This is a genomic window from Paenibacillus sp. FSL H3-0457 (genome assembly GCF_037981725.1).
Taxonomy (GTDB): Bacteria; Bacillota; Bacilli; order Paenibacillales; family Paenibacillaceae; genus Paenibacillus; species Paenibacillus amylolyticus.
This window is the reverse complement of sequence record NZ_CP150283.1, coordinates 6,881,341-6,903,202: the sequence shown is the minus strand read 5'-3', so window position 1 is coordinate 6,903,202 and position 21,862 is coordinate 6,881,341. Positions and strand designations below refer to the sequence as shown.

Genomic DNA, 21,862 nt, shown 5'->3' with positions numbered 1-21,862 from the left:
GAACACGCACTATTAGAGAACGGGAGGGAATAACATGTTAGAACAACTGAAAGAAGAGGTATTTCAGGCGAATCTGGAACTGCCAAAGCACGGACTTGTGAAATTCACATGGGGTAACGTCAGCGCAATCGATCGGGAAAGCGGTCTGTTCGTGATCAAACCAAGTGGCGTCAGCTACGATACGATGAAAGCAAGCGACATGGTTGTGGTTGATCTGGACGGTAACGTCGTGGAGGGTGAGATGCGACCTTCCTCGGACACCGCAACACATGCCGTACTATATAAGCATTACTCGGAGATTGGCGGCATTGTGCACACACACTCCACATGGGCGACCATCTGGGCGCAAGCCGGACTGGACGTCCCTGTTATGGGAACAACACATGCAGACACGTTCTATGGAGCGGTGCCTTGTGCACGTTTCCTGAATCAGGACGAGGTGGATCGAGGATACGAAGCGGAGACGGGACGCGTCATTATTGAAACGTTTGAACAGCGCGGGATTGATGTTATGGCTGTTCCGGCTGTATTGCTTCATGGTCATGCGCCGTTTACGTGGGGGAAAGATGCCAAGTCTGCGGTGGTAAACAGTGTCGTGCTGGAGGAAGTGTGCAAAATGAACCTGTACGCGCGGCAATTGAATAACTTCGCGAAAGAACTGCCACAAGGCATTTTGGATAAACACTATCTGCGAAAACACGGAAAAGACGCGTATTACGGACAAAAGTAATTAGGTTATATAGCGATCGGTTGATAATAATTCAAGCGAATAGGTTGTTTGTTACTACTACCAATGAAGTTGTATCAAACTTTTACACGATAACGGAGAGTGCAGTACCAATCTGTAGAAGCGAAGCGCTCGCCTTTATAACCGGATATCATCCTTATTAAAATTGATCAAAGAAATCCGGGGATAACCAGCGATCGGAAGATGGTACTGCAATCGCAGTGTTCTAGTGTAACCCATTTGTTCAACTATAAAATAATGAAATGAGGATGATTATATGTCAGCAGCAAAAGAATTCTGGTTTGTGGTCGGTTCACAGCACTTGTACGGAGAAGAAGCACTGGGTGAAGTAAAAGCCAACGCACAGAAAATTACGGATGCGCTTAATGCAAGTGGCGTACTGCCGTACCCGCTCGTATTGCAGGATCTGGCGGTAAGCGCAGATAAAATCACGAGCACGATGAAAGAAGTCAATTACCGCGACGAAGTAGCGGGTGTGATCACATGGATGCATACATTCTCCCCGGCGAAAATGTGGATTCGTGGTACAAAATTGCTGCAAAAACCTTTGCTGCACTTGGCAACCCAATTCAACGAAAGCATTCCTTGGGCAACCATCGATATGGACTTCATGAACTTGAACCAAGCGGCACACGGTGACCGTGAATATGGCTTCATTAATGCCCGTCTGAGAAAACAAAATAAAATCGTTGTTGGCTACTGGGAGCGCCCAGAAGTGCAACAACAGGTTGCTGACTGGATGGACGTAGCGGTAGCTTATAATGAAAGCTTTAACATCAAAGTAGCTCGCTTCGGTGATAACATGCGTAACGTGGGCGTAACCGAAGGTGATAAAGTGGAAGCACAGATCCAATTCGGATGGACGGTTGATTACTTCGGCATTGGCGACCTCGTGCAATACGTGAACGCTGTAACAGAGCAGGAAATCGATGATTTGATTGCTCAGTATGGAGACCTCTACGAATTCGATTACGGCACGAACAGCAAGGAAGCTTGGGAAGCCAGTGTACGTGTGCAAGCGAGCTATGAAATTGCGATCAAACGTTTCCTGGACGAAGGTGGTTACAGTGCCTTCACTACAAACTTCGAAGATCTGCATGGCATGAAACAACTTCCGGGTCTGGCTGTACAACGCCTGATGGCTCAAGGGTACGGATTTGCCGGTGAGGGTGACTGGAAAACAGCTGCGCTGGATCGTTTGCTGAAAATCATGGCCCATAACGAGAACACGGGCTTCATGGAAGATTACACATACGAGATGGCTGCTGGACAGGAAGCTATCCTGCAATCTCACATGCTTGAAGTAGATCCGACACTTGCCAGCACCAAACCAAGAATCATCGTGTCCCCACTGGGCATTGGCGATCGTGAAGATCCGGCTCGTCTCGTATTCGACGGCAAAGCAGGTGAAGGTGTCGTGGTATCCATGGCAGACTTCGGTACACATTACAAACTGCTGATCAACGAAGTATCTGCTTTTGAACCAACCGTTCCAGCACCTAATCTGCCAGTAGCACGTGTTCTGTGGAGCGTGAAGCCGAACTTCCAAGATGGAGTGAAGGCATGGATCGAAAATGGTGGTGGTCACCATACGGTTGTATCCTTGAACCTGACTACAGATCAGATCGTGACGTATGCGAAGCTGGTGAATCTGGAGTACGTTATTATTAAGTAAAAGTGGATTGGCAGCTACTGCCTGAACTCATACAATTTTTTTCTCTGTGGCCGGGGGTTAACCCTCGGCCCTTTGTTTGTTATGCTGAGAAGCATGATGTGAAGCTGAGCAAGGATTTGCTTTTTCATCGAAAAGGGATAAGAAATGAAGGAGGAAGGACATGTATACAAAAGAAAGCTTGATGCAGCAGCTAGAGCAGCTTGGTATGGATAGGCAAGGCACGTTGCTCATTCACTCTTCAATGAAAAGTATAGGCGAGGTTGAAGGTGGAGCAGACACGGTGTTGGATGCCTTTAGTGACTATATGAAAGAGGGATTGTTGGTGCTTCCCACTCATACGTGGTCTACCATTAATGCGGATAACCCAGTGTTCCACGTGGAAAATACTACCTGTTGCGTGGGCATTCTGCCTGAACTTTTTCGTAAACGTGCGGGCGTAGTTCGTTCGTGGCACCCTACGCATTCGGTAGCGGCACTGGGAAGGGACGCAGAGGCATTTACGAAGGACGATCATCTCTTCGATACACCGTGTGCGAGAGGTTCAGCATGGGGGAAACTGCTTGATCGGAAAGCGTCGATCTTGTTAGTAGGCGTTGACTTGAAGCGGAATACATTTATCCACGGGGTCGAAGAGTGGGTGGACATCCCTGGCAGAATGACGGACGAGCATGAGATGCTGTATACGGTTTTACCGGATGGAAGCCAGATTTCAGTACCATCCCGCAGACATTGTGGGTTGCCATGGTCGGAGCATTTCTGGAAAGTAGACGAGGTATTGGTTCGCGAAGGTGCGATGCGTATAGGAAAGCTCGGCGATGCGGTCGTAAGAGTGTGTGATGCGGCTAAGACAGAAGAGGTAATTACGGAGATGCTCAAGCATAACCCCGATCTATTCACGGACAATCTCCCTCTACATGCAGTAACCGAATGATACAAGGGCCGTCCGGTAGCCGGATGGCTCAATATCGACCACTTGATGATACCCGAATATCTCCTGAGCAGATGATCTCCTCTCCTGTTTGTACTCTAACCTTCAAAAGCATTCAAAATAATCAGAAATAGATCAGCATTTCGATCAGAGGTTGGTCGGACTTCCAGTGTATGGGCTACTCACCCTTATGGTGGTGTGATAAGATATGGTTAAATTAACCAATAAGTTTGGCGTAGCAGAATTGTATAGGTGTTTATTGAAGTTATATATAAGTATCACATAGAATCATGAACAACCACGTTGTCATTGTAGCATCTAAGAAGGAGAAGATTCGTGAACCCTTTAGTATGGTATGATCTCTTTTTATTTGTCCTTTTGTTTGGTGTAGGTGTATATGTGTTTGCTACGGTTAGAATTACGAACTTACATAAAGTGTACTTTTTATTTCACGGGTTGATGATGCTCTGGCCTTTCTGTCAATTTGCGAGTACGCTCACGGATGATTCCGGTCTGCAATTGTTCTACGTTACCTTATCTTTCGTTGCGGTCTCTCTGCTTGGGAGCGGGTGGCTTCTACTGACGATCTTTATTACCGGTTATTCAGAGCGTCTGAGTGCAAAAGGAACCTTCTTGCTATTTATCCCTGCGGTGATCGGGGCTATAGGTGTGGTCGCAAATCCATGGAACGAGTTCGTCATTCCACTGGAGGGCGGGTACATCGAGCGGGATTACGGCCTTTGGTTCTGGGTTGTGATGACTATTCTGGTGAGTTATTTCTTGACTTCTCTCGTGGTTCTATTCCGGGCGGTGTATTCTTCGCAGACGTCTGCCATGATCAAAAAACAGGTGCGGATTACCCTGTGGGGCATCTTCGTCTTGGCTGTTTTTGCAACAATTGATGCGATTCTGAATGTCGTTCTAGCCCGCTGGTTGCCGATCATTCCTGGCATGACTTCGCTGGGGATCTTTCTGTCGGACCTGTTCTTTGTCTATGTGATCAAAAGATACAATGTGTTCGATCTGGTCTCCATCGCCCATGAGGACGTAATCAATACCATTCCATATGGCATCCTGGTACTGGATGAGAATGAAATCATTGTTGAAGCGAACAAAGCCTCACGATCCTTTATGGATCTGCATGTGGGGGATTCATTTGATATGGAAGCCTTTCTGGAGTCTGTTCATGTTGTGGGCAGCTGTCGGGAGTTCGTGAATCACTATAAGAAAAAAGAAAATACCCTCTCTCACATCGAAGTGATCGTGGAGCGGGACAACAATATCCGGCACTATATCCTGCAATCTTCTCCGATTGTGGATTCGGCTCTTGTGCCGATTGGTCATATACTCACGTTCCAGGATGTCTCGCAAGAGCGCTTCTATGTGAAAGAGATGAATCGCCAGAACGTAACGCTTCAAGAGCGAAATCAGGCTCTAGACCTGATCCGTCAGGAGTTATCCGAGGCCAATCGCAAACTGGAGGAACTGGCGCTGACGGACAGTTTAACCAACTGTTACAACCGTCGATATCTGACCCAACACCTGAATCACGAGGTCATTACCAATATTCAATACAAAACACCATTTTCACTCCTGCTGCTCGATATCGACTACTTCAAAGCGATCAATGATCGCTATGGGCATGTCATCGGGGACGAAGTGCTCGTCCGTACGGCGGAGGCGGTCAAACAATCCATTCGCAGTACCGATATCCTGACGCGTTATGGCGGGGAAGAGTTCATGATCTACCTTCCGCATACGGAGCATGATCTGGCGAACCAAATCGCAGAGCGCGTGAGAACAGCTGTGGAGTCCAACCACATTATGGTGGATCACGAGATTATGCAGGTGTCGATTACGATTAGTATTGGGATTCTTTCCTTTGAGGACTTTGAAGTTGTGCATGTACCGGACAATCCGGAGGGGTATTTGACTCAGCTGTTCGCTGCGGTGGATAAGGCCTTGTATCAGGCGAAGCAGAATGGGCGTAACAGAGTGGAGTTTGCGGAGTTTGAGCGGGGAGTTATTTGAAAAGAGAAATAAGATAAGAGTGGAGACGTACTCCACTCTTTTTGGTGTTAGCGTATGATTTTGATGTAGAGATATTTATTCGGAATTTTTATGTGATTTTTCGATAGCATTTAAAAATTCTTTGCTAATTTTGGTCAATGATACGATTGTATCTGTACTTTTGCCGCTTATTAAAGTTATATGTTCATCCAAGGCTCTTTTGTACTCAGAGTCTTCTTTGAATTTAAAGATTTCTTCAGCAGTGACCTGCAATCCATTGATTATTTTCTCAAGAGTCTCCAAAGAAATGTTACGATCTCCCCGTTCAACTCCACCAATATAGCTGTAATGAAGACCTGCTGCTTCCGCCAGTTGTTCCTGAGTCCAGCCTTTTGCTTTCCTTAACTCACGTATTCGATTTCCTACGTCCTCTGGTAAACTCATTTGATCACCTCCACTTAAGGTTAGAAGAGGTTATAGAATCCTTACAGACTAATATGTGCAAAGGAAATGATTATTAAACAGTACTTATAAGTACAATTTATATTGATCTTCTTTTGATTTATCTATACAATTATAAGAAAATCGATAATTAAGGAGGATTATCTTTGCGGAAATCTATCCTAAAATCACTCAAACCTGACATCATTGTTGAAATGTTGGAGATGGCTGTGGCTTTTGAAAATTGGAACAAGGTGATGGAGAGGGCAGACATGTTATATCAATGTGTGCAGTCGATCCATGAAGAGCGGCAGGAGTATCGGTCAAAGGGAGTGCCTGCACCACATATACACATCGAGCAGCCCCTGGTCTACTATTACGGGTTCAGTCACTTAATGCGGGGTATGGCTCACCGGAAGATGGGACAGGTAGATCAGGCGCGGGCATGTATCGATCAGTACGCAGAACTGGGGTGGATGGAGGATCTGGATGAGGTAGGCATGCAGGTGGTACAGGAGTTCAGGCATAAGGCACAGGTGAATCGGTATGCTCTTGAGATTGAAGCTGGGCAGGTGGAACTGCTGGAGGAGTTTGTGAACTTTTTGCTTGAGCATCCGGAGGAATGGTTGGCAGGTCTGAAAGTGATTACGGAGGCAGCAGTGCGGCATAGGTGGCAGATTGATCGGGTTTTACAGGTGATTGAGGATCAGATGCTGGGCGATGGCACAAAAATGAATTCTTCAAACAACGATGATATGTACCATTACTGTTATCAGCGGGCTTTGTATGAACGGTGGATGGGAAGACCGCAGGAGGCCGTGGAATTCATTTTGCAGGGGATTCGGTTAGCGGATAAGCTTGGGTTGGATCGGTATTTTATAAGGTGCATAGCATTGTTGGAATCATTGCGGGAAGAGGCGACAGCGGAGCAGATCGGGCGGTATCGGGTCATGTTGGAGGAAATGAAGTAGGAAAGGTATTTACTGAAACTGGTAGGATATGCCTTGAAGTGGGTATATGCATATAGGACCATAGCACCGATGAGGAGCACAGCTTGTGTTTTTACCATGGTGAAATCAGGATGTTAGCCGGATAGTTTACATATTACACTTCTGCTAACATAGGATAATCATATTTTGAATGAGCGGAGAAACGTATGAGTACAATCAAAGTTACCCCTGAACAACTAAATCACGTATCGAATCAGGTGGATCAAGCCAGACAGCAGTTGGAGAGTATACGAAGTGATCTGATGAGACAGATCATGTTCGTTCAGATGATGTGGATGGGTGCGACGCAGGAGCGATTTTACTATGAGTTCGAGCAGTCACGACCTATACTGGATAAAGCGCTAGAGAGTATGGTGAATACATCCAAGGAATTGAAGGATATCGCCACGCGATTCCAAGATGCAGATGCTCAGAAGGTAAGTCTGGGTGGTGCGTTTGGAGCAGTCGGTGCCGCAGCTATGATGACCAAATCAACAGGTGGTTCAGGTTCGGGTGACAAGGGCTATCGGATGGCGCAAATCAATATGTTCGGTAAATTGGTATGGATGCCTGTCAACGAGAATGGTGTTGCGGATCAGGCTGCTCTTCGGGCTTATCAGAGGGATCAGGGAAATCTGGACTTTAATCGCATGCAAGCTGTGAACGTTGAACCGCCTGGGGAAGATATTTTTGCGTTACAGATCAAGGCATTTGAGATGGGGATTCATCCTACGACGGGCGAGCCTGTATCAGATAAGTATGCTCAGATGATGGTGACCTCTCTGAAGTTTAGTCAGATATTCATGGCGATTCAGATGGTTCGTGGGAGTATGCCGGGACGTTCAGGACCATTTAAAACGTCGTCATCTGGTTTGGCATCTAAGATTCAGAATAATATAAAGAAGGCTGAACAAAATTTAGGAGCTACACATGGAAAAGTGAATTCTAGTTCAACTATTAGTAATAAATTTCCGAATGAAGACTTTCCACATGACGGCAAAGTACTCACATATCATTTAGAAAGTGGAAGAATAAAAGGAATTGATGGTAGAACTGAAGTTGATTTCGTTATCAATAAAAATGGAGAATTAATCATTGGGAAGCGACATCATACATTAGGAGGACGGGAAGAGGTCCTTGCTGCTGGGCAATTAAAGATTAATGGTCAAGGAGAAGTAAGAAAGATTACTAATCAGTCAGGGCATTACCGTCCTTCTCCGGAAGAATCAAGTATGTACGCCGATTTGCTAAAGAACGCAGGTGTAAAGGTGAAGAGCTCTTGGCTTGAACTTTATAAGTTTGAAACGGACAAAGATGGTTATGTTGTAGACTCCAAACCAGTAATAATAAAGAAATTAAAGGAGTGATCATGTTGATCAAATATATGGACTTAGATTCTTTTAAGGAATACTTACTAAAAACTGTAGATGAATTATCCACCTATCATAACGAAGTACTGGGTGAAAACAGTAAATTCATAATTACTCCGATTGAGGAGCGGGGTAAATCTTTAAATTCTACAGACGAATATCTTTACCGGGGAATGTTAAATTCGAATAATTTAGATGGACGCGAGTTCGATATTGATTCTGTAATAAAGATGTTGGGTTGTAGAGTACCCTTGTGCCCCCTTTGGATAAAAGTTTTGCTTAAAGAAGTCAGGGCTGAAGCACCTGTAATTGAACTGCAGACGAGTTTAAGATTTCGTAAACCAAGTTTGTTACAAAACCAAGAAACGGGACATCCTCCGTTCATAGCGGTTCTACAGCCCTTAAATTAAAGTCCTTGTGATTTACTGGATGGAAACTTTACTTAAATGGAGTGGGAAGGGTTGCCTATTATTTATCTATTGGCATTTAAGCGTTGGAGAGTTGAGCTATGATAGAAGATAAAGTTAATGACTTTTATTATGTTGGTTACGAGGGGCAACCGGAAATATTAATTGTATTTGAAAACTCTGCGGAGAAAAATATCCTAAAGATGTGGAATGGATATTTTGAGACATTATTGGATCTTATGTGTCATTATGAGCCTACTGACATTGGTATTCTACAAGAATACTATGCGCATAAAGGTTGGTTTGAGGAAAGTCCATGGGAAATACAGGACCTTGATTCAGCTATTCATTTATTTAAGTCCTTCAATGTGAGTAAAGTAATTGGCGAGCAAATAGAGAATGTTAAGAACATTGTCCCTACTCTCCCAGAAGTAGCACATCAGATAACAACATTTTTAGAATTAGCCAAAACGAACGCTTGTAGCGTGTATATTTAATACGACTGATTGAGATTAAAGAACATACTTTAAAACGATAACGCAGTTGCCAGGGCTGCGTTATTTAGTCGTTACCTTGTACGTAACTCTAATAGGTGTAATAGTTATCGAGAGGAGAGCAATACATGGGGCAGCTACTAACCAAAGCTATTGAACGATTATCGTCTATTTCATTTGAGGATACAGAAGATAGCTTAATAGAATCTTCTTCTCATGTTTTGATTAAAGAATATCTTAGACGCGTTAATCAATTATTAAACGAGATGGATGCTTCAATAGATCAATATCCCCTACTTAGTTTTGCTAAAATTCTTGGAAAAACTATAGATGAAAAGGTATATCGAGCTTGTTCAAAACTCGACACGCTAGGAAATCCTTATGTAAAGGTAATTTGCTACGGTTATTTAGAAGTCTCCGAATTAGCAGATCAAGGAGTGGATGAGGCAATTCAATACATAGACCTCTACGAACCGATGATAAAATTCTTTGAACGAGGTGGGAGTTTCATCACAAGACAAGGCGAAATGGTTGTAGGTAGTTCAGCTTATCCTCTTAATTATTGGAGACATTTAAATATTTCAGTACAAGATATTAGCGACATCGTATAGGATCATGTTGATCAAACTTGGGGGGATAGTAATGTCCGTAGGCCTATACAGATATAACGGGGATATAGAAGATCGGAACTGTGAACTTACACTCAGTGAGAATATTGCTACTCAGGAATTTTACGATGAGTACTGGGAGGCAGCAATACATGAATTAGGAATAGCCCTGATTCGGGATGGATCTAAAATATATTTTCACCAATTAGAAGCTGCTGAAGTTGAGTTAAAACGATTAAGGGAGTGGGCAAAGCAACATTTAAACGGGAGTGAGTTAGATTATATGACGAGTAGAATTGAAAATGTACAAGATATATTACCTAGCGCATTTATTAGTGCAAGTACAATCCTGTATATATTCTGAGGTTAGTAACGACTATAGAAGATAAATAGTTTTGAAGCACTGTCTACATAGTTTACGGATAAAGGAGCTGTAAAAGGTAATGTACGAATATCATGGCTGGGCAACCATTAGAGAGTGTGCGTCGTTTGAAGAAAATGAGTATCAATATGGTTTAGTTATTCAACATCTTCGGGAATATGTAGAGGAGCTAAATTGGCCTACAGGTGTTTTGGACGTGAGAGCAGTTAATGGTGACTTTCAACTATGGATAGCGGGCCTAGATAATCATAAACCTGTATCAAAGTATGATCCCACCGAAGTGTTTAGAAAAGTAGGTGAAATAGCTCCAGGCTCCTATGGAATTCTTTATGTAAGAGATAGTGATGATACGGAAACCTTCAATCAGTTTAAGGTCTACACTTTAGTCCGAGGTAAAGTAATGGAGAATAATGATCCCTTTCTCTCCCCATTCATACCTAAACTAGAAGATGATTACGAAGGATAATTTCAAATCGAACTTTTAAGCATGTAGTCACTTTGAATACAGGATATAAGAACACTCTTATTCTATGGCATCATAAAGTTCCGACATTCGGTCAGCCAATTCCAACTGTGGCTGCATTCGCTGATGATTCATATCGGTAGGTGTCATATACAGCACTTCTTCTCCCTGCTCAAACATTGTTACATGGAACAATACCCCTGTAGCATCTTCTTGATCTGGATCAATTACAATTTCTAAATCGCGTACCTTTTCAATCCATTCCTGAATCAGCACTTGATCTGTAGTTGTTTTTTTAGTACCATCACCACCAGTCATCATTTCAATAGAGTCAACCTGTGTAATATCGCCAGGATAAAAGGTGTGTAATTCCTTCTGGACTTTATTTACTTCGACTTGATCGGGCTGATTAGAACTTTGGCAGCCGCTAAGAATCAGGGCCATAACAGTAGCAAACATTAAGGCGATAAGTGAATATCTTCTCATCGTACTCCCCCTCTTTAGTCCCTAAACGAATTTTGCATTTGAAATGTTCCGCATAAACTCTATTTTGTTTAATCCTTAAAGTACATCGAGGTTACTGGTCACATTTGCTGGAAGACTACGAAACTGGGTTATAACTCTTCGAGGAGTCTTGCATGGTTCTACCTGTAAACAATCCCGGATCGTAAAGGAAATAAACCATAATAAAGCCCTCATATGTAACAAAAAACATGAAGAATCCGCTCTCATCCGAGAGTCGGATTCTTTCTCGTTCTAACACCAATATAACTCTTGTCAAAACGTAATCATTACGATATGATAATACTCATTGTTTAGATCATAATGATTACGATTAAGAGAGAGGGGCATTACCTTGAATAAAAAGACGCCACTGCTAGCGCTGGTCTCCTTGGCCTTGAGCGCTGGACTGTTGAGCGCCTGCGGATCATCTGAGTCCAGTCCCGCTGCGCAGTCATCCACCGATAATAAAAATGTTCATTTCCTATATAACTTCTCCACTAGTTCGCTAGATCCACATGTGGATTCCAGCTATGTGCCGTTGCGCGCGGGCATTACGGAAACGCTGGTTCGTCTCGATGAAGAGAACTTGACGGTTGCTCCATGGCTCGCCGAGAGCTGGGAGAGCGAAGATGGGCAGCATTGGACGATCGACCTGCGAGATGATGTGACATTCCAGAACGGCAAGCCAATGACGGGTGAATCCGTTAAGGCATCCCTTGAGCGGGCGCTGGAAGAGAATGTAGCCATCCAGAACGCGCTGAAGATCGATTCGATTGAAGCCGAGGGTGACAAGCTGGAGATTACCACAACTCAGCCTTTCCCGGAATTTGCTTCAGAGCTGGTGAATCCTAATACGGCGATTATCGATGTGAGTGAGCCGGACATTGTGAACAAGCCCATTGGTACGGGCCCGTTCAAGCTGACCTCTTTTACCCCAGGCAGTAAGCTGGATCTGGATCGCTATGATGAATATTGGGATGGAGCATCTCCACTGGATTCCATCACATTCTCATTCAATGAAGATGCCAATGCCCGCACACTAGCGCTCAAATCTGGTCAGGTTGATATCGTATACCGTCCAGAGGTCGAGAGCCTCGAATCGCTCAAAGCAATGGATGGCATGACTGTGGAGTCCACGTCGACGTTCCGCGTGCATCAGATGACGACGAACATGCAGCGGGAGAGTATGAAGGACATTAACGTCCGTCGTGCGGTGGATGCGTTGATCGACCGTCAGGGTATCGTCGACACGATCCTGCTAGGATATGGTGAATCAGCCATCGGACCGTTCCTGCCATCGCTGCCATTTGCGCCAAACTATACTGAGACTGCTACGCAATCCGGGCCTGACGCCGCAGTGAACTATCTCCAAGAAGCGGGATATACACTGCAAAACGGCGTGATGACTAAGGATGGCAAACCATTGCAGCTGACGCTGCTGACATATTCGGCTCGTGCCGATCTGCCATTGATTGCCCAAGTGTTCCAATCTGATGCGAAGAAGATCGGTATCGACGTGCAGATTCGCCAGATTGACACCCCGGAAGATTATATGGCATCCAACCGCGATTGGGATATTGCAACGTACAGTAATTTGACGGCTCCTCGTGGGGATGCAGGCTATTACCTGAATGCGACGTACCATCCGAAGGGTGCTCTTAACTTCAGTGGATCGGAAGATCCAGAATTGACCAGGATCATCGACGAACTGAATCTCACAGTTGCACCGGAGAAGCGCGCGGAACTTGCCGAGAAGGCAGCCAACTATGTGCATGATAACGTACTGAATTCATTCGTGCTGCATCCAGGTACGATCGTTGCCTACAACGGCAAGAAGATCAAGAATTGGGTTACCACTCGCAGTGAATATTACATGATTACCAATAAGCTGGATGTGATGTAATGTTTCGCATTTTGCTTCGGAAGTTCCTTGAGGTATTTATCTTTCTGTTGTTCATTATGTTTGTGAGCTTTCTGTTCATTCGTCTGGCTCCGGGTGATCCCGTGCTGACGATCCTGAATGTGGACGAACTGTCTGTTAGTCAGGAGCAGGTCGAAGCTGTACGCGAGGAAATGGGCTTCAATGATTCGCTTCCTGTCCAGTTTGGCAACTGGTTGCTCGATTTTGTTCGTCTCGACTTCGGTGTATCGTATTCAACAGGCCAGCCCGTCATGCAGACCCTGATGCGTGCGCTGCCTGCTACGGCTGAACTCACGATTGGCGCCCTGCTGGTCATGCTCGTCATAGCTATCCCGCTCGGCTCGCTATCAGCACTCCATCGCGGCAGTTGGATTGACCGCGGCAGCCGGATGCTCTCCATTGTGGGTGCGGCGGTGCCGAGCTTCTGGCTGGGTCTGATCCTGATCGACATGTTCGGCGTACGCTTTGGCAATCTGCCGACCATGGGCCGGGATGGATTCACCTCACTTATTCTGCCATCTCTGACGCTGGGACTTGCTATCTCCAGCGTTTATGTGCGTCTTTTGCGTTCCAGCCTGCTAGATTCTCTTAGCCAGGAGTTCGTTCGGTCCGCCCGGGCAAGAGGGTTATCCGAAGGCCGGATCTTCATGCTTCATGCGTTTCGGCACAGTCTGCCGCCTGTCATTACGGTATTCGGCGTAAGCCTCGGCAGCCTGATTGGCGGAGTTGTCGTGATTGAAGTGTTGTTCGCCTATCCGGGCATCGGCAAGCTCGTGGTGGACGCGATCCGCCAGCGTGATTACCCACTGATTCAGGGTTACATCCTGATCATGGCTATTGTGGTATTCTTCGTGAATACGGCGGTTGATCTATCTTATCGTTATTTGAATCCTGAAATGAAACTCAAGGAAAAGGAGGCCCACCGATGAAAACCATGCCCCTGCCCATTTCAACTACAAAATCTAAAAAACATAGCTGGCAGGCGATCGTTGGTTTGCTATTTGCACTTCTGGTCATCGCGGCCTCCTTGTATGCCTTTTTAGTTCTGAGACATGATCATACCTTAACCGATCTGCGCGGACGATTGCAGGGCGCAAGTGCTCTCCATCCGTTCGGCACCGATCATCTGGGCCGCGATGTACTGACACGTCTGCTGCTTGGCGGCGGCCAAACACTGGGTTATAGTCTGCTGGCACTCGGTGCTGCACTGCTGATCGGTATTCCGTTTGGTTTGATCGCAGGATACAAACGTGGCTGGGTCGATAAGCTGTTCATGCGGATTGCTGATGCCTTTCTTGCTTTCCCTGATACCATCGTGGCGATTGTGCTCAGTGGCTTGCTTGGCGCGGGAATCGGTAATCTGGTATTGGCGATTGTGATCATAAAGTGGGTCAGCTATGCCCGTCTAGTTCGAAGTACGGTTTTATCGGAGTCACAAAAGGATTACATTCGAATTGCCCGGACCAACGGACTATCGGACGGTCGTATCATGAGAAAACATCTGCTTCCACATATCGCAGGCCATGTGCTCGTGTTAGCCAGTCTCGATCTGGGCAAAATCATCCTGCTCATCTCATCATTGTCCTACATTGGCCTTGGCGCACAGCCACCAACACCTGAATGGGGTGCGATGCTGAACGACTCGCGGCCTTACTTCCAGTCTCGGCCAGAGCTGATGATCTATCCGGGCCTTGCCATTGTCTCGGTAGTGCTGCTCGCTAACATGCTGGGCGACTATCTAAGAGACCGGTTTGACGTGAAGAAAGAGGTGCAGCCATGATTCTCTCCATTGAGGAACTGAGCATCTCCAGTCGGGATCGTACGATTATAGATCAAGTCTCTCTGGCTGTTCGCGAAGGCGAGTTCATGGCATTGGTTGGACAGAGTGGTAGTGGCAAAAGCTTGCTCTCGCAAGCGATTGGTCGTCTGCTGCCGCCCAACTTGCATGCGTCGGGGCGAGTCATGTTCGAAGGTAGCAACCTGCTCGAACGGAAGCCAAAGGAGATGCGCGCCCTGCGGGGAAGCCGCATCTCATATATTTTTCAAGACTATCAGGGAGCATTTACGCCCTTTCGCAGCATTGGTGGGCACTTTGATGAATACCAGAAGGTACATGGAGAAAAGTCTTCTGCCATCCGCAAGAAACGAGCGGAGGAAGCGCTGGAATCGGTTGGCCTTGGCGCTGAATTGCTGCGCCGCTATCCGTTCCAGTTGAGCGGTGGACAGCTTCAGCGGGCCTCAATTGCCACCTCGCTGATGCTGTCTCCTCGTCTGCTAATTGCAGACGAGGCAACGACGGCACTCGATAGTGTATCCGGACATCGCGTGTTGGAACTGCTGGCACGCAAACAAGCGGAGACGGGATGTGCCATTCTGTTTATCACGCATGATTGGCGCCATGTACGTCGCTATGCCAACCGCTTGGCTGTCATGAAGGAAGGGCAGATCGTCGAATCTGGCGGGAAACATCGCATTCTTGATCATCCCCAACATGAATATACGCGCCAGCTGATTGATGCGGCTCCCGTTCTGAGTCGTTCGCTGAAGTCGGGATTGAAGGAGGCAGGAACCGAATGAAGACGACCGCAAATGATGAACATCTTGGACTCGTGCAGTCCGAAGAAGAATCTGGTGTGCGAAGCCACGATTTTGCAAAAGACGTAAACCATGCAGACACAGACAATGCAGTCATAAATACTACAAATTCAGATCATACAGATATAGATGCGGATATAGATATTGCCGGTTCAGACAAATCTTCATCGCTCAGCACCCCTGGCAATCCTGTGCTTCACGTGGAACATCTAAGCCGAACGTACGCGGGTGCAGACCGACCGGCTGTGAACGATATTTCCTTCACCCTGAACCACGGCGAATGCCTTGGCCTGGTTGGGGAGAGCGGGTGCGGCAAGAGTACACTCGCCCGCTGTCTGCTACGGATCGAAGATGCAGATGCAGGCTCGATTACACTGGGTGGACAGGATATTGCACGGCTGAGCGGCCGACGGTTGCGGCCTCATCGCCGGAAGATTCAGATTGTTTTCCAGAATCCAATGGCAGCACTGAATCCCAAGCTCAAGATTGCTGATTCACTAATCGATCCGTACGAACAACTTGGACGGAACGCCGAGTTGTCCCACTTTACCTACACATCGAAGGAGGCATACGTCCAAAAGCTGCTTGAAGCGGTCGAGCTTCCTAGCGATTTGGCTGGACGATACCCCCATGAGCTCAGTGGTGGACAGCGTCAGCGCGTCACGATTGCACGTGCTATTGGCATTGAACCGGACGTTGTTGCTCTGGATGAACCGACGGCCAGCCTGGACGTGATCTCGCAAGGAGCAGTTTTGCAGTTGCTCACCGATCTCCGGACGTCGCTTGGTCTATCATACGTGTTCATCTCGCATGATCTGGCTGCAGTACATCGCATGAGCCAGCGCATCATCGTTATGCGCGAAGGTCAGATCGTTGACCGCTTTGGTGCAGATGCGTTGTTCGCTGAAGAACGCCATCCGTATACAAAGGAACTGATTTCAATCTTCTGAGTACTCCCGGAGACGCCGGGGGTGGTAATCGTTAATTTATATATGAAGCCGCCTTACGAAGAGATTCGAGAGCGGCTTTTAGTGCATCCATTTGATCACCAAAGTTCCCCTAAAACCGGGTTCCTTTCTTTGTTTTGAACAAATATATCTTTCAGGCCTATAACCGGGCTAACGTTCCGATGTAAACTAGCGTATACTGATGGAATAGCAAATATCTTGAAATTGCATATTTAAATTGCTCTATATTATTGATACACTAGATCAAGGTTATAATCATTCAGAGAAGGTGCGATCCCGTTCAAGAATGGGCTTGCTGCAAATGCCAAATCGATAACGCTTACATCCTTTTGGCAAATATAGGATATAAGGACGGTAGACATGAGCCAGGGACAAACGAGTACAGATGTTATCTTGATTGGTGCCGGAATTATGAGTGCAACTTTGGGAACTTTGCTAAAAGAATTGGCACCAGACTGGAATATTAAGGTTTTCGAAAAGCTAGCCACTGCAGGAGAGGAAAGCTCCAACGAATGGAATAATGCCGGAACCGGGCATGCTGCATTGTGCGAACTTAACTATACCGTTGAACGACCAGACGGAACCGTAGATATTAGCAAAGCGATTAAAGTGAATGAACAATTTCAGATCTCAAAGCAATTTTGGTCCTATCTCGTCAATAGCCGTCTGATTCGTAATCCGCGGGACTTCATTATGCCGATTCCTCATTTGAGTTATGTACATGGAGAGAGCAATGTCCAGTTTTTGAAAAGACGTTATGACTCCTTGTCGAATCACCCGTTGTTCGCAGGCATGGAATTCTCGGATGACAAGAAAGAGCTGGCGAAATGGATGCCGCTGATGATGAAAGATCGTACCAGTAATGAACCTGTTGCAGCGACCAAAATTGACTCCGGTACGGACGTTAACTTTGGTGCTTTAACGCGTATGCTGATCAAACATTTGAAGGAACAACACGTGGGCGTCCACTACCAACATAGCGTGAAGAATATGAAACGCACCAGCGATGGACAATGGGAATTATCCGTGAAAAACCTGAAGAGCGGTGCAGTCGAACGCCATAAGGCAAAATTCGTCTTTATCGGCGCAGGCGGCGGAAGTCTACATTTGCTCCAGAAGACGGGCATTCCAGAAGGTAAACATATCGGCGGATTCCCGGTCAGTGGGATTTTTATGGTGTGCAAAAATCAAAAAGTCGTGGAACAGCATCATGCCAAAGTATATGGCAAGGCTTCGGTAGGAGCTCCGCCGATGTCCGTTCCGCATCTGGATACCCGTTTTATCGACAATAAGAAGTCGCTGTTATTTGGACCGTTTGCCGGGTTCTCGCCGAAGTTCCTGAAGACGGGTTCCAATGCCGACTTAATCACGTCTGTTAAGATGCATAATCTGCTTACGATGCTTGCAGCAGGTGTCAAAGAAATCTCTTTGACCAAATACCTGATCCAACAACTGATGTTATCCAAAGAACAACGTATGGCAGAATTGCGTGACTTTGTTCCGGGTGCGAAGAGCGAGGATTGGGATATGGTTCTGGCGGGCCAGCGTGTGCAGGTGATCAAGGATACCGTTCAAGGTGGCAAGGGTACGCTCCAATTCGGTACAGAAGTGGTCACGTCTGCAGATGGAACGATTGCGGCTCTGCTAGGTGCATCACCGGGTGCATCCACCGCGGTTCAGGTCATGCTTGAGATTCTTCAGCGGTGCTTTCCGCAGCATATGGAGGCATGGGAGCCAAAGATCAAGGAAATGATTCCTTCTTACGGCATATCCCTTGTGGAGAATCTGGATCTCCTCAAAGAGGTTCATTCTTCAACAGCCAAGGCGCTGGGGTTATCGGATGAAAAACATGTCATGCACGTATAACGTTTAGCTTATCGTGTTAGATCATAATGAAGTCATAGAAAAGAGAGCTAAGCCGGGACGAAACCCGTGCTTAGCTCTCTTTTGGTTTATTTGGTATATCAGAACCTGAACTTGAACTCGAGCCTGGGCTTGAACTTGAACTTGAACTTGAACATGTAAGCTAATATCGTTTTCCCTGTTGACCGTGCACTTAAGCGGACGGATACGGATATGGATCGTACAATATGCCGCTGTAGAGTTATAGAACGATCTTATCGCTCAGGCTCTCAACTGCGGTCCAAAGGGATGACAAAGGAAACTTTCGTACCTTGGCCCGGCGAGCTGACGATGGTCAAACCTTGTCCGTACATCTGGGTCAACCGGCGATGTGTATTAGTTAATCCAATGCCTCCGGTTCCGCCGGGTCCTTTCTTGGGCCACGCGAGTGCCCGTTCGATCTGCTCGGGCTGCATCCCCACACCGTCATCCTCGATCTCAATCAAGGTGGACGCTGTTTGGTTGATGATTCGGATATGCACGGTTCCACCCTCAACTTTGCTGAGAATACCATGTCGAACAGCATTCTCAATGAGCGGTTGAATGGTGAGTGGCGGCAGGGATAGATCAAGATCATCGGGAATATCCCAGATGACGTTCAACCGATTCATGAATCGTTCTTTCTCAATGTAGAGATAGGCGCGGGAGAGATCCAACTCATGAGTGACCTCAACCATTTTCTCCGAATTGACAAAATGAAAGCTGGTCTGAAGGTACTCGATAAAAGCATCGCCCAGTTTCTGCATTCGCTCCGTGTCCATCTCACTAAGAACCATGATTGAATTGAGCGTATTAAAAAGAAAATGGGGCTGAATCTGTGCTTGTAAGTAAGCAGCCTCCATGCGCAGTCGCTCATCAATAGATTGTTTCAGTACGATCAGAGACCCGATGCGATGTCTTAATTCAACGGCATCCACGGGCTTGGTGACATAGTCTGTAGCACCGGCCATGAATCCGGCGTATACATCCGCTGGCTCGTTACGGGCCGTCAGCAACAGGATGGGAAGCTCGGATACCGAATAACGCTTGCGTACGTTCTCGGTCAGTTCATAACCGGACATATGAGGCATCATGACATCGGCAATCAGTAAGTCCCAAGGCTCCTTATCCAATAATTCAAGTGCCTCAAGCGCCGAGGCCGCGGGTTGAATATGATACGGTTCATTCGCCAGCATGGAGATCAGTACTCGCAGGTTTACAGGATCATCATCGACGGCAAGAATTCTTGCAGCAGTCTTATCTTGAGAGACGGTCTGCTGCTGCGGCTCTGCAATCGCAATTTCATCGAAGCTGTGAGCGTCCCATTGCTGCTCAGTCTGGTCCGATAGCGATGCGGTGTCTTCCCGTGGAAGTGAGATCTGGAAGGTCGATCCTTGCCCAGGTACGGATTGCACGGTGAGTTGGCCGCCATGGAGTTCTGTGAGCTGCCTGCTGATATTGAGACCGAGGCCGATTCCTCCGCTTAAACGAGCCTCTGGGGTCCCCTGTTCATAGGCCTCGAATATTCGCTGTTGTATCTCCTCACTCATACCAACACCTGTATCTGAAACTTGAATCAAGACATACTCTCCATGTTCCCGAACGGACACGGTAATGGTACCCTCATCGGTAAATTTGAGTGCATTATGCAACAGGTTGTAGAGCACCTGAACAAGTCTTCTCTCATCGGCCTGAATCAACGGCAGTGATTCAGGAATATCCACCTGCATATGGATGGGCTTGCCCTCTGCCATGAATCGGAACATACCGATCACGCCTGGAATGACAGAGGCAAGAGATAAAGGTTTCTTCTGAAGCGTAATACGTTTTTCTTTCAAACGAATGACATCAAGGAGGTCATCAACCAGTTGGGACATGCGTCGGCCGATGGTAACTAACAGCTTCATGTCTTCTGCCTGCTGCCCACCTGATTTACGACGTTCACGGACCGCGATGCTCTCGGCGATATTGATGATCCCGTGCAGCGGTGTACGCAATTCATGAGCCGTATTCACAAGAAACTGATCCTTTTGGCGATCCTCTTCTTTGAGCTGTTCGTACAGCTTCTCGATCTCACTTGAATTACGGAAGTATTTTCTGAACCAATAGGCGGAGAAGCCGAACATGGCCGCGATCACATCGATCGGATAATACACGTTGGTAATTTCGCTATGTGAGTTCACAATTCCCCATAACACGCTTGATAGGCTGCTAGTAGCCGCAAAGAGCAAAAAGCTTGCGTCCCTTCGTTTCTCGGCTGCCATTCGGAAGAATAGGTACACAGACCAGCCGATGGCAAACAGATAAAGGAAATCAGAGAGCCCAATCTCAAGTACATGATAGATCAGGGTCACGGGTGCGACGAGCAAAAATAAACAGTAAACGCCAAGCACGCTGGCATAGATACGGAACAGTTTACGCCATTGTAGATTATGGGAGAAGCTTTTAGCCATTTGTAAAAGAAAGAATGCGAACAACGGATAGGACAACGCTTTGGCCTTAACGATCCAAGTGAAGTTGAGTGGAATCCAACTCAATAACAGATTGTCATGGTCGGAAGCGACCGTTAGGGCAGCTACCAGCGTTAGCATCGAGAACGTCAGAAGAGCTCGTTCCTTTCGGATAAATAGAAACATGACAAAAGCGTATAGGCTGTGCAAAAGCAGTATAGCGAATGTAATCTTTTGCAAGTCAATGGATAGTCCTCGTTCACTTCCAATGGCTTCTGGAGAACCAAAATAGAGAGAGCGTGTGATCCCTCCGCTATAAGGATCGTCAAAATTGGCTGTCTGCACCAAAAGATTGAGTTCGGTAGAACCGTCAAGCACATAGGAAGTTGTAAATGCAGTCCTTTCTGGTCGATAGGCTTCGGCATGAGTGGCAGGTTGGCCGAATTCGGCAACAATGGTGCCGTTCATCTCGATAATCGATGATGTCTGGATTTTCTGAGCCCAGAGAGAGACTTCCTCCACAGATGGATCTAAAAGTATGCGAAGATGGTATGTCCCATATCCAAACGACGATGAGGATTGTGGTAATGCATCACGCCAGTCACCGGGAACTTGAATCGGTGTGGATGGGTTATCCGCTATTTTCGCGTCACGATCAGAGATTAACGTCTGGGGATAAAACTCCCATTCTCCATCCAGGGATATGGGTGAAGTGTTGGCGAGGTCCCAGCCTCGAAGGTCTAACAAGCCTTCAATGGGTTCAGGATGTGCGGGTATAGTGAAAGTCTCGGACCATATCCAGCGAAAGCCAAGCAAAATAGTCAGGAATAGAATCGACAGCACTACATATCGGGGTATCTTTTTATAGGTTATTGGTTTCATGGCAGACTTTAGTTTTCGACAGTTTACTTCAAATTCCTGCATGCCCTCTGCCAAAGATGAACATTTTTTTGAATACCGGAACATAGATTCTATATTTAAATGATAGCGGTCCCACGTTAGGATTTATGGTAAAATTATAGATTAAA

The 21,862-nt window shown here is 46.5% G+C and carries 20 protein-coding genes; 17 read left to right on the top strand and 3 right to left on the bottom strand.

The genetic code is table 11. The features are described 5' to 3' along the window. The first annotated feature begins 34 nt into the window (after positions 1-34). From MHH25_RS30340 to MHH25_RS30325, 4 genes are all read left to right on the top strand, one after another. On the top strand, positions 35-730 hold the full coding sequence (locus tag MHH25_RS30340) for an L-ribulose-5-phosphate 4-epimerase (RefSeq protein ID WP_036611813.1): 696 nt from the start codon (positions 35-37) through the stop codon (positions 728-730). 274 nt (positions 731-1,004) lie between these two features. Next, positions 1,005-2,423, top strand: a complete 1,419-nt coding sequence (gene araA / locus MHH25_RS30335) for an L-arabinose isomerase (RefSeq protein ID WP_017691494.1) — start codon at positions 1,005-1,007, stop codon at positions 2,421-2,423. Between the two features lie 160 nt (positions 2,424-2,583). Continuing rightward, positions 2,584-3,354 (top strand): AAC(3) family N-acetyltransferase, encoded by a 771-nt coding sequence (locus tag MHH25_RS30330; RefSeq protein WP_036611810.1) that lies wholly within the window; start codon positions 2,584-2,586, stop codon positions 3,352-3,354. 333 nt (positions 3,355-3,687) lie between these two features. After that, a complete protein-coding gene (locus MHH25_RS30325; RefSeq protein WP_036611807.1) occupies positions 3,688-5,382 on the top strand; it encodes a diguanylate cyclase in 1,695 nt (564 codons plus the stop codon). Between the two features lie 75 nt (positions 5,383-5,457). On the opposite strand, the gene MHH25_RS30320 is transcribed toward MHH25_RS30325, so the two are convergent. Next, positions 5,458-5,805 carry a helix-turn-helix transcriptional regulator gene (locus MHH25_RS30320; protein ID WP_036611805.1) on the bottom strand — a complete coding sequence of 116 codons (348 nt, stop codon included), beginning with the start codon at positions 5,803-5,805 and terminating at the stop codon, positions 5,458-5,460. Positions 5,806-5,969: 164 nt separating this feature from the next. Here MHH25_RS30320 and MHH25_RS30315 point away from each other — a divergent pair, with 164 nt between their 5' ends. From MHH25_RS30315 to MHH25_RS30285, 7 genes are all read left to right on the top strand, one after another. Next, complete coding sequence (locus MHH25_RS30315; protein ID WP_036611803.1) at positions 5,970-6,773, top strand: hypothetical protein; 804 nt, start codon at positions 5,970-5,972, stop codon at positions 6,771-6,773. Between the two features lie 185 nt (positions 6,774-6,958). Continuing rightward, the gene (locus MHH25_RS30310) at positions 6,959-8,158 is read left to right on the top strand and encodes a WXG100 family type VII secretion target (RefSeq protein ID WP_340018804.1); all 1,200 of its coding nucleotides are present in this window, start codon (positions 6,959-6,961) and stop codon (positions 8,156-8,158) included. Positions 8,159-8,160: 2 nt separating this feature from the next. After that, positions 8,161-8,571: a hypothetical protein gene (locus MHH25_RS30305; protein ID WP_340018803.1), complete on the top strand. Its 411-nt coding sequence runs from the start codon at positions 8,161-8,163 to the stop codon at positions 8,569-8,571. Between the two features lie 98 nt (positions 8,572-8,669). Beyond that, the gene (locus MHH25_RS30300) at positions 8,670-9,065 is read left to right on the top strand and encodes a hypothetical protein (RefSeq protein WP_340018801.1); all 396 of its coding nucleotides are present in this window, start codon (positions 8,670-8,672) and stop codon (positions 9,063-9,065) included. Positions 9,066-9,190: 125 nt separating this feature from the next. Then, positions 9,191-9,673, top strand: a complete 483-nt coding sequence (locus MHH25_RS30295; protein WP_340018800.1) for a hypothetical protein — start codon at positions 9,191-9,193, stop codon at positions 9,671-9,673. A gap of 31 nt (positions 9,674-9,704) precedes the next feature. Beyond that, complete coding sequence (locus tag MHH25_RS30290; RefSeq protein WP_340018799.1) at positions 9,705-10,034, top strand: hypothetical protein; 330 nt, start codon at positions 9,705-9,707, stop codon at positions 10,032-10,034. A gap of 79 nt (positions 10,035-10,113) precedes the next feature. Beyond that, positions 10,114-10,518, top strand: coding sequence for an Imm7 family immunity protein (locus tag MHH25_RS30285; protein WP_076329331.1), 405 nt, complete (start codon positions 10,114-10,116; stop codon positions 10,516-10,518). A gap of 57 nt (positions 10,519-10,575) precedes the next feature. Here MHH25_RS30285 and MHH25_RS30280 read toward each other — a convergent pair whose 3' ends face one another. After that, positions 10,576-11,001: a hypothetical protein gene (locus MHH25_RS30280; RefSeq protein WP_340018798.1), complete on the bottom strand. Its 426-nt coding sequence runs from the start codon at positions 10,999-11,001 to the stop codon at positions 10,576-10,578. Between the two features lie 370 nt (positions 11,002-11,371). Here MHH25_RS30280 and nikA point away from each other — a divergent pair, with 370 nt between their 5' ends. From nikA to MHH25_RS30250, 6 genes are all read left to right on the top strand, one after another. Then, on the top strand, positions 11,372-12,922 hold the full coding sequence (nikA, locus tag MHH25_RS30275) for a nickel ABC transporter substrate-binding protein (protein ID WP_340018797.1): 1,551 nt from the start codon (positions 11,372-11,374) through the stop codon (positions 12,920-12,922). Further along, positions 12,922-13,869 carry a nickel ABC transporter permease gene (gene nikB, locus MHH25_RS30270; protein WP_340018796.1) on the top strand — a complete coding sequence of 316 codons (948 nt, stop codon included), beginning with the start codon at positions 12,922-12,924 and terminating at the stop codon, positions 13,867-13,869. Before nikA ends, nikB begins: the two co-directional genes overlap by 1 nt. Continuing rightward, positions 13,866-14,720: a nickel transporter permease gene (gene nikC / locus MHH25_RS30265; protein WP_340018795.1), complete on the top strand. Its 855-nt coding sequence runs from the start codon at positions 13,866-13,868 to the stop codon at positions 14,718-14,720. Before nikB ends, nikC begins: the two co-directional genes overlap by 4 nt. Continuing rightward, complete coding sequence (locus MHH25_RS30260) at positions 14,717-15,517, top strand: ABC transporter ATP-binding protein (protein WP_340018794.1); 801 nt, start codon at positions 14,717-14,719, stop codon at positions 15,515-15,517. Before nikC ends, MHH25_RS30260 begins: the two co-directional genes overlap by 4 nt. Further along, a complete protein-coding gene (locus MHH25_RS30255; RefSeq protein ID WP_340018793.1) occupies positions 15,514-16,485 on the top strand; it encodes a dipeptide/oligopeptide/nickel ABC transporter ATP-binding protein in 972 nt (323 codons plus the stop codon). Before MHH25_RS30260 ends, MHH25_RS30255 begins: the two co-directional genes overlap by 4 nt. A gap of 378 nt (positions 16,486-16,863) precedes the next feature. Then, on the top strand, positions 16,864-18,369 hold the full coding sequence (locus MHH25_RS30250; RefSeq protein WP_237178362.1) for a malate:quinone oxidoreductase: 1,506 nt from the start codon (positions 16,864-16,866) through the stop codon (positions 18,367-18,369). Between the two features lie 266 nt (positions 18,370-18,635). Here MHH25_RS30250 and MHH25_RS30245 read toward each other — a convergent pair whose 3' ends face one another. Continuing rightward, positions 18,636-21,716 carry an ATP-binding protein gene (locus MHH25_RS30245; RefSeq protein ID WP_340018792.1) on the bottom strand — a complete coding sequence of 1,027 codons (3,081 nt, stop codon included), beginning with the start codon at positions 21,714-21,716 and terminating at the stop codon, positions 18,636-18,638. Positions 21,717-21,862: the final 146 nt, after the last annotated feature.